The organism is Thiohalocapsa sp. (assembly GCF_022340605.1).
GTDB lineage: Bacteria > Pseudomonadota > Gammaproteobacteria > Chromatiales > Chromatiaceae > Thiohalocapsa.
Genome location: NZ_JAJDNQ010000141.1, coordinates 40,150 through 48,907, shown reverse-complemented (window position 1 = coordinate 48,907; position 8,758 = coordinate 40,150). Strand labels below are relative to the sequence as shown.

Genomic DNA, 8,758 nt, shown 5'->3' with positions numbered 1-8,758 from the left:
CGCGGCGCGAGGCGATAGGCGTCGATGCCCATGGCATAGAGCCGGGCCAACGGACCGCTGACGTTGGGCAGGCGGTCCCGCAGCGCCTTGCGCGACAGGGCGTCGCTACGCTCGGAGTCCAGGATCCAGGGGATGTCCACGAAATAGAGCCCGGACAGCGCGGCGTCGCGCGCCGGATCGATGGCGCCATTGTAGACATGCGAGGTGGACACCACCGGCAGCCGATTGTCGGCCTCCCGCAGCGCGCCGTACAGGGGCACCGCGTCGCCCGCGGTGGAGACCATGAAGATGAAGTCGGCCTTGCCTCCGGCCAGCAGTGCCGCGGCGTCGCTGCCGTAGCCGCCGGGGCGCGAGCGGTAGGCGTGCTGCACGCTGATGTTGCCGCCCAGCGTGCGCCAGCGGCTGCGGAAGGCGTTGGCGAGCCGCGCGCCGAAGCCGTCGTCCGGATAGAGCAGCGCGGCCCGTGTGAAGCCGGCATTCTTGGCATAGTTGGCGGCGTTGTACGCCTCGTCCTCCGGAGCCAGCGAGAATTGATACAGGTTCTCGGTGGCGCCGCCGCCGGCGCGGTTCAGGGCCAGCGTCGGCACGGGCAGCGACGAGCGCGCGGCGAGCTGGGCCACGGCGGGCTTCTCCAGCGGACCGACGACGAGGTCCGCGCCGGCGTCGACGCCGGCGTTGTAACTGCCACCGTAGCGCAGCTCCGGGCGGTTGCCACCGTGATCGGCGTCGTAGGCGGCCTGGATGCCATCCTTCACCGCATCGCCGGCGACGCCGAAGCGCCCGCCGCGCGGCAGCAGCACCCGCACTTCGGTGCCCGCCGGATAGCCGCCGGCAAGGGTCGCGAAGTAGGCCTGCGGCAGATTCGCCAGCGCCGGATGGCCGATGTGACTGGAGCGCCACTTGCGGAAGGCGGCATCGAGCTTGGGGCTCGGCGCGCCATACTGGCTGAACAGCCGGGCCAGCTCGGCCCAACCCTTCATGCGTCCATGGCTCTTGCGGATGGCGTCATCCAGCCCGGTGCTGCCGAGCGTGGCCAGCGTGAACAGCAGCGACACCTGGTTGTCCATGCGGGCGGCGGTGTCGCCTTTGAGCACGCCGTCGAGCTCGTTCAGGCTCTCGGCGGCGCGCATGGGCTGGCCGGACAGCCGATAGGCCGCGGCCTCCGTGCCCAGGTACTGGGTCTTGAGGTCCGCCGGCAGGCTCCGCTTGTTGACCCGCTTCAGCGTGGAGAGCGCCTCGGACGCGCGCCCGCGCTGCATGGCGAGCGCTGCCTCCAGCAGCAGCACCTGCTCGCGCTGCGCGGCGGTGAGCTTGCCCTTATTGATGTCGGTAAGCACACTGGTGGCCTCGGTGGCGTCGCCCGCGGCGAGCAGCGACCGGGCGGCATCCAGCTGCAATTGTTCTTTGGCCGGCGAGGCGGCCTTCTCGGCCAGTTGCAGGTAGGCCGCGGCCGCCTCCGCGGACTCGCCCGCCTGTTCCAGGCCGCGGGCCTTCGCCAGCGCGGCTTGCGGCACGTCCGCCAGCACCCGTTGCGCGTCCTGGGCCGGATTGATGGCACAGCCCGCGAGCGCCATGGCGCACGCCAGCGCCACGCCGAGCCAGCGCGCGGCCCGAGCCCGCACCCATGCTTGCGGCGGCGCCCGGTGGGGGACGGTGGGAATGAGCGAGAGCGGAACGAAGGTCGTCCGGGCCATAGCCATCTCCGTCGGATGCAGCGACAAATAGAGGGGAAACAGGGTGGGCGAAAAGGCGGGCGTACTATACGTGGTGGCTACCCCGATCGGCAATCTCGCGGACATGACGCCACGCGCATGTAAGGTACTGACGGACGTGGACCTTATCGCCTGCGAAGATACCCGCCACAGCCGCCCGCTATTGCAGCATTTCGGCATCGCGACGCCACTTGCGGCCTACCACGAGCACAACGAGCGCGAGCAGACGCCGAAGCTGCTGGCGCGGCTCGCGGCCGGCGCCGCCATTGCCTTGATCAGCGACGCCGGCACACCGTTGGTGAGCGACCCCGGCTACGTGCTGGTGCAGCGCGCCCGCGCCGAGGGCTTGAAGGTCGTGCCGATACCGGGGCCGAGCGCCCCCATTTGCGCCCTGGCCGCCGCCGGGCTGCCGAGCGACCGCTTCCTGTTCCTGGGCTTCCCGCCGCGCGGCGAGGCAGCGCGCCGGCAGTGGATCGAGGCCAGCGCCGGCGAGCCGGGCACGCTGATCCTGTTCGAGGCGGGCCGGCGCGCCGCGGCGACCCTCGCCGACCTGGCCGCCGTGCTGGGTCCGCGACCCGCGGTGCTGGCGCGTGAGCTCACCAAGCGCTTCGAGACCTTCCTCGCGGCGGAATTGCCGGCGCTGGCGCAACAGGTCGGCGCCGACCCCGAGCAGCAACTCGGCGAGTGCGTGATCCTGGTGGGCGGCGACCGCCGCGATGAGGCCGAGCGCAACGCCGCCGAGCAGCGGCGGATGCTCGACATCCTCGCCGCCGAGTTGCCGCTGAAGCAGGCCGTGGCGCTCACCGCCCGCATCACCGGTGGCAATCGCAATCAGCTTTACCGCCAGGCGCTCGCCGATCGACAAGACTGAGCGAGGCCCAGCGATATGCCCCGAGTTGGGGCTCGCATGCACCCGCTTGGGCTAGAATGCCCAGCGGGGAGTCGGCCAGGCAGTCGCTCCGCGCGGCAAGGCTTCGGCCTCTGTGCGGGGAGGAAAGTCCGGGCTCCATAGGGCAGGGTGCCAGGTAACGCCTGGGGGGCGCGAGCCCACGGAAAGTGCCACAGAAAACAAACCGCCTAACCCGCAACCGGGGATTTCCCCCGGGGCGGGCGGCAAGGGTGAAAAGGTGCGGTAAGAGCGCACCGCGCCGGTGGCAACACGCGGCGGCACGGTAAACCCCACCCGGAGCAAGACCAAATAGGGGAGCAAGCGGCCATGTGCCGCGACCCGCGGCCCGCGGGCGCTCCCGGGTAGGTCGCAAGAGGCGTGCGGTGACGGACGCCCCAGATGAATGACTGCCCACGACAGAACCCGGCTTATCGGCCGGCTCCCCCTCCTTTCCTGACCGCGTCGCGGCGCGTCGTGCGCCGGCCGCGACGCGCCCTCGCCACGGCGCGCGCATGGCCGCAAGCGCACACGGCGCGCGGGGCAAGCCAAGGCCTCTCGATACTGAGCCGGGAAGCGATCCGACAAGCGCCAGAGCGACCCTGAATAGCCACAAAAGCCCCTGAAAGTGGGTTTTTCGGGCCGTTGAGGCGCCGATTCGTTGCCCCGGCGCCCCCTGTCGCACGACTCCCCACTTTTCCCCCCGTTCGCGCCTAGGCAGACACGGTTTGTGCGTCATTGACGCATCATCAGGTGTTTGCCGACTTTAAATTGCGACCCTATCCCTCTGAAAATAAGCGGCTTTGAGAAATCCTCAGTAACACCTGAACTTCCTGGGTTAAGTTTCTGACACGACAACGAAAAACCTCCCGCAAACCCTTGACCGGCCAGAGTGGCTCTCCTACACTTCGCAGCACGTGGGGAAAAGTGGTGAACTTTGGGGCGCCGTAGAGGATGAGCCACGCAAGGGCCAGGGTCGGGGAGCATGAGGTTCTACGGAACATACTTTTTGAGCCTCGATTCCAAGGGTCGGATCGCGATTCCGGCTTCCGAACGCGCCAAGTTGCTGGAGTTTTGCGGCTGTCGCGTCGTCGTCACTGCGGACCTCGGTGACCGGCTCTTGGTCTATCCGGAGCCCTACTTCGATGAGCTGGCGGACCGCCTCAACGCGCTGCCAAGCCTCAAGCCCACGACCGAAGCCTTGCAGCGGACGCTGCTGGGATACGCCAGCCACTCGAAGCTGGATGCCCAGGGGCGGGTACTGCTGACACCGGCGCAACGGGCGCTGGGAAAGCTGGAAAAGGATGCGGTGCTGATCGGTGTCGGCAATCGCTACCAGCTATGGCGGAAGGATCTCTGGGAAGAGCAGATGGAGCGGGACCGTCAGCTCGCTACGGCGGCGCTGGCAAGGGAACCGGAGCTCGCCGACTTCCGACTGTAGCCAACAAATACAAAGACAACGCATGGACACGCGAGAACACATACCGGTCCTGTTGGGGGAAAGCATGCAGGCCTTGGGGGTTAAAGCGGATGGCGTCTACGTCGACGCCACGTTCGGTCGCGGTGGCCACACGCGCGCAATCCTTGCGCGCTTGGGCCCCGCCGGCCGTCTATTGGCGCTGGATCGCGATCCGGACGCCGTGGCCGCAGGTATGGAGCTCGCCGCCGGCGACCGGCGCTTCTCCATCGAGCGCGCACGCTTCGGCGAGGCGCTGGCCGTCGTCGAGCGTGCCGGCCTGCGCGGCCGCGTGGACGGCCTGTTGGCCGACCTCGGCGTGTCCTCTCCGCAACTGGACAACGCGAGGCGCGGCTTCAGCTTCGGCGCCGAGGGTCCACTCGACATGCGCATGGACCCCGACACCGGCCCCAGCGCCGCCGACTGGCTGGCGACGGCCCAAGAGCGCGACATCGCGCGGGTGTTGAAAGACTACGGCGAGGAGCGCTTCGCCAAGCGCGTCGCCCGCGCCATCTGCGAGACCCGGCGCGAGCGGCCCATCACCACCACCCGTCAACTCGCCGCGCTGTGCGAGCGCGCCGTGCCCACGCGCGAGCCTGGCAAGCACCCGGCCACGCGCACCTTTCAGGCGCTGCGCATCCAGGTGAACGCGGAGCTCGACGAGTTGGGCACCCTGCTCGCCGGTGTTTGCGATCTGCTCGCCAGCGGCGGCCGGTTGGTGGTGATCAGCTTCCACTCGCTGGAGGATCGCATCGTCAAGCGCTTCATCCGTGACGAGTCCCGCGGCGCCGCGCTGCCCAAGGGTGTGCCCGTCACCGACGACCAGGTGCCGCGGCGGCTCAGACCCGTCGGCGGGGCCGTTCGCCCCAGCGACGACGAAATCCGCGCCAACCCGAGGGCGCGCAGTGCCGTGCTGCGGGCGGCGGAGCGGCTGGCATGAGATCGCAGCAGCACCAAGCCAGCGCCGACCGCGCCGCGCTCGTGGTGGCCTGCGCACTGGCCGCCGCCGTGGTCGCGTCCGGCGTGGCCGTGATCTATGTCAAGTACCTCACCCGCGAGGAATTCGGCACCCTCCAACAGGTGCGCGCCGAGCGCGATGCGCTCGACGTGGAATGGGGCCGACTGCAGATCGAGGAGGCGGCGCTGACGTCGCACACCCGCATCGAGGACAGTGCCCGCACCGAGCTGAACATGATCATGCCGGCCGGCGGCGAAGTGCGCGTCGTAGAAGTGCCGGCGATCGAAGGGGGAGACGATGCGCTTTGAGCTGCGCTTTGAGCAACGCAAGAGCCGCGAGCGCATGAAGGCGCGCCTGCGCCGCGCCGAGCTGGCGCAGCGCAAGCCGCCGAACTTCATTGCCCGCCGCGCCGCACTTGGGCTCATGCTCACCGCGGCCTGCCTGTCGGTGGTCGCTGCCGCCTTCCACCGCCAGGTGCTGGAGAACGAGTTCCTGCGTGACGAGGGCGAGAAGCGCTTCCTGCGCGAGCGCGAGATCGCCGCCCGCCGCGGTATGGTCACCGACCGCAACGGCGAGCCGCTGGCCATCAGCACCTCCATGTCCACCATTTGGGCCGACCCGCAAGTGCTCGCCGCGCACGGCGAAGCGCTGCCGGCGCTGGCCACGGCACTGGAGGTGCCGGCAAGCGACCTGATCGCGCGGCTGAACGACTATGTCAAGCACGGCCGCCGCTTCATCTACCTGCGCCGCCGCGTGGAGCCCCAGTGCGCCGACGCGGTGCAGGCGGTCATCGACCACTACCGCCTCACCGGCGTGGGCATGGACAACGAATACCGACGCTTCTACCCGGGCGGCGAGATGTTCGGCCAAGTGGTGGGCTTCACCAACGTGGACGACGTCGGCCAGGAGGGCATCGAGCTCACTTTCGAGAACCGGCTGCGCGCCGAGCCCGGCAAGCGCCGCGTGATTCAGGACGGCCGCGGCCGCGTGGTCGAAGAGGTCGAGCAGATCAAGCCGCCGAGCCACGGCAAGGATGTGGCACTGAGCCTGGACCGGCGCCTGCAATTCCTCGCCTACCGCGAGCTCAAGCGCGCCGTTGCCGAGCACCGGGCCAAGTCCGGCACCGCCGTGCTGCTGGATGTGACCAGCGGTGAGGTGCTGGCGATGGTCAATCAGCCGGCCTTCAACCCCAACGCCGCGCGCAGTGAGCCGGCGGAGAATCGTCGCAATCGGGCGCTCACCGACGTGTTCGAGCCAGGCTCGACGATGAAGCCGCTGGTGGTGGCGACGGCGCTGGAGGCGGGCATCATCAACCCGAACACGCCAGTGAACACCTCGCCCGGCGTGCTCCAGGTGGGCCATAACCGAGTCAAGGACATCCACAACTACGGCCTGCTCACCGCCACCGGTGTCATCACCAAGTCCAGTAACGTCGGCGTGGTCAAGATCGCCCAGCGGATGGACCGGGCGATGCTCTGGCAGACCTATCACCGGCTCGGCTTCGGTAAGGTCACCGGGGTCGAGTTCCCGGGCGAGCGCGCCGGCTTCCTGCCCTACTACGACGGCTGGTCGCGCTTCGAGCATGCCACCCTGGCCTTCGGGTACGGCCTCAACATGACCTCCCTGCAGCTCGCGCAGGCGTATGCCACGATCGCCAACGGCGGCGTGCACCTGCCGGTGTCGCTGCAGCGCCGCGACAGCGTGCCCGAGGGCGAGCGGATATTCTCCGCGGCGACGGCACGTGCCGTGCGCGCCATGATGGAGACGGTCGTCTCCGACCAGGGCACGGCGCGCCGCGCCAAGATCCCGGGCTACCGCGTCGGCGGGAAGACCGGCACGGCCAAGAAGGCCACCGGCCACGGTTATGCCCCGGGCAAGTACCAGGCCGTGTTCGCCGGCATGGCACCCATCTCCAAGCCGCGCTTCGTGATGGTAGTCATGATCGACGAGCCGCAGGGCAAGTACTACTACGGCGGTATCGTCGCGGCGCCCACCTTCGCCAAGGTCATGCAGGCGGCGCTGCGGCTCTACAACGTGGCTCCCGACGATCCACAGGCAGAGCTGCTGCTGGCGGGCCTCAAGCGCGAGGCCAGCCGATGAGCCCGCTTGACGCTGTGCCGAGCACAAGCCCGGTGGCACCCAACTGGTCGCTGGCCGAGCTGCTGGCGGGCTTTGCCGTGCTGCCCTTCGACTCCGGGCCGCGCGTGATCGGGCTCACGCTCGATAGCCGCCGGGTGACGCCCGGCAGCCTGTTCCTCGCCTGCCGGGGGCACGGCAGCCACGGGCTGCGACACGCCGAACAAGCGGCCGAGCGCGGCTGCGTGGCCGTCGCCGCGGAGCCCGATACCGACTGGGGGGAAGCCGAATTGGCGCGCTTGGCCGGGGATCTGGCCCTCCCGGTGATCCCGGTGGCCAACCTCGGAAAGCGCGCCGCAGAGATTGCGGCGCGTTTCTTTGGGCACCCAAGCAAGGCATTGGAGGTTTTCGGCGTCACCGGCACCGCCGGCAAGACCTGCGTGACCCACTACCTGGCGCAAGCGCTCGCCACGGATCATCTGCGGTCCGGCCTCGCCTGTGCCGTGATGGGCTCCGCCGGGACGGGCTTCGCCGACGAGACGGCCGCCGCCAGCGGCGCCGCCGCCCTCAGCACACCCGATGCCGTCGAGGTGCACCGCGAGCTGGCCGCACTGCGCAGCCGCGGCGCCCGCGCGGTGGCGCTGGAGGTGTCCTCCCACGCGCTCGATCAGCGCCGCGTCGCGGCTGTGCGCTTCACCCACGCGATATTCACCAACCTAAGCCGCGATCACCTGGACTACCACGGCGACATGGCCGCCTACACCGCCGCCAAGCGCCGGCTGTTCCGCGCACCGTGGCTGCGCTGGGCGGTGCTCAACGCAGACGATCCGGCAAGCGCCGACATGGCCGCCGCCGTGCCGGCAGAGGTGCGCATCGCCCGCTTCGGCCAGGGCGCGGCGCCGCCCGCCGACGGCGCCGACCTCTGGGTCTGGGCGCGCGAGGTGCACCGCAGCAACAACGGATTGACCGTGACGGTCGAGAGCTCCGTCGGCGACGGGTCGTTCCACACCGGCCTGATCGGCCGCTTTCAGGTCAACAACCTGCTGGCGGTGCTGTCGGTGCTGCTGAGCCGGGACGAGCCGCTGCGCGCCGCCCTGGCGCGGCTCGGCGGGGTCAGGAGTCTGCCCGGACGCATGGAGCGCTTCGGCGGCGGCGACCGGCCCTTGGTGGTGGTGGACGACGCCCATGCACCGGCCGCGCTGGAGCAAACCCTCACCGAGCTGCGCACCCACTGCGCCGGCCGCGTGACCGTGGTGTTCGGTTGCGGCGGCGGGCGCGACCCAGGCAAACGGCCAGCCATGGGCGCGGTGGCCGAACGCCTTGCGGATAGCCTCATCGTCACGGACGACAACCCGCGCTTCGAAGACGGCGAGCGCATCGTCGCGCAAATCCTCGCCGGCATGGCGCACCCGCAGCGCGCCATGGTCGAGCGCCAGCGGGCGCTGGCCATCCGCGCCGCGCTTGCCTGCGCCGGCCGTCAGGACGCCGTGCTGGTGGCCGGCAAGGGCAGCGAGACCGTCCAGGACATGGGCAAGCTCAAGGTGCAGTTCAGTGACCGCGCCCAAGTGGTGCAGGCGCTCAACGAATGGGAGGGACGGCTGTGAAGAGCAGGGCCGACCGCCAAGCGCCGAGCGCCTTGCAGCGTGCGCCCGTGGGAGCGGCGTCACCGC

At 69.8% G+C, this 8,758-nt stretch carries 7 protein-coding genes and 1 other RNA gene; 7 read left to right on the top strand and 1 reads right to left on the bottom strand.

Going from position 1 to position 8,758, the window contains the following annotated elements:
* Positions 1-1,694 (bottom strand): penicillin-binding protein activator (locus LJE69_RS17550; RefSeq protein ID WP_296927327.1); only part of this gene is annotated, 1,694 nt, incomplete at its 3' end.
* A gap of 43 nt (positions 1,695-1,737) precedes the next feature.
* On the opposite strand from LJE69_RS17550, the gene rsmI reads away from it, so the two are divergent.
* The 7 genes from rsmI to LJE69_RS17515 all read left to right on the top strand — a co-directional run bounded on the left by rsmI (position 1,738) and on the right by LJE69_RS17515 (position 8,692).
* Positions 1,738-2,583, top strand: a complete 846-nt coding sequence (rsmI, locus tag LJE69_RS17545; protein WP_367114705.1) for a 16S rRNA (cytidine(1402)-2'-O)-methyltransferase — start codon at positions 1,738-1,740, stop codon at positions 2,581-2,583.
* Between the two features lie 67 nt (positions 2,584-2,650).
* Positions 2,651-3,048: RNase P RNA component class A (gene rnpB / locus LJE69_RS17540), an RNA gene on the top strand.
* A 535-nt stretch (positions 3,049-3,583) separates the two neighbouring features.
* Positions 3,584-4,039, top strand: coding sequence for a division/cell wall cluster transcriptional repressor MraZ (mraZ, locus tag LJE69_RS17535; RefSeq protein ID WP_296927325.1), 456 nt, complete (start codon positions 3,584-3,586; stop codon positions 4,037-4,039).
* A 22-nt stretch (positions 4,040-4,061) separates the two neighbouring features.
* The gene (rsmH, locus tag LJE69_RS17530) at positions 4,062-4,994 is read left to right on the top strand and encodes a 16S rRNA (cytosine(1402)-N(4))-methyltransferase RsmH (protein WP_296927324.1); all 933 of its coding nucleotides are present in this window, start codon (positions 4,062-4,064) and stop codon (positions 4,992-4,994) included.
* Complete coding sequence (gene ftsL, locus LJE69_RS17525; RefSeq protein ID WP_296927323.1) at positions 4,991-5,320, top strand: cell division protein FtsL; 330 nt, start codon at positions 4,991-4,993, stop codon at positions 5,318-5,320. Before rsmH ends, ftsL begins: the two co-directional genes overlap by 4 nt.
* Positions 5,310-7,112: a penicillin-binding protein 2 gene (locus tag LJE69_RS17520; RefSeq protein ID WP_296927322.1), complete on the top strand. Its 1,803-nt coding sequence runs from the start codon at positions 5,310-5,312 to the stop codon at positions 7,110-7,112. The genes ftsL and LJE69_RS17520 overlap by 11 nt, the downstream gene beginning before the upstream one ends.
* Positions 7,109-8,692, top strand: a complete 1,584-nt coding sequence (locus tag LJE69_RS17515; RefSeq protein WP_296927321.1) for a UDP-N-acetylmuramoyl-L-alanyl-D-glutamate--2,6-diaminopimelate ligase — start codon at positions 7,109-7,111, stop codon at positions 8,690-8,692. Before LJE69_RS17520 ends, LJE69_RS17515 begins: the two co-directional genes overlap by 4 nt.
* The last annotated feature ends 66 nt before the right edge of the window (positions 8,693-8,758 follow it).

Coding starts and splice junctions, on each gene's coding strand:
- mraZ (WP_296927325.1), top strand. CDS start 3,584: ATGAGGTTCTACGGAACATACTTTTTGAGCCTCGATTCCAAGGGTCGG.
- rsmH (WP_296927324.1), top strand. CDS start 4,062: ATGGACACGCGAGAACACATACCGGTCCTGTTGGGGGAAAGCATGCAG.
- ftsL (WP_296927323.1), top strand. CDS start 4,991: ATGAGATCGCAGCAGCACCAAGCCAGCGCCGACCGCGCCGCGCTCGTG.
- LJE69_RS17520 (WP_296927322.1), top strand. CDS start 5,310: ATGCGCTTTGAGCTGCGCTTTGAGCAACGCAAGAGCCGCGAGCGCATG.
- LJE69_RS17515 (WP_296927321.1), top strand. CDS start 7,109: ATGAGCCCGCTTGACGCTGTGCCGAGCACAAGCCCGGTGGCACCCAAC.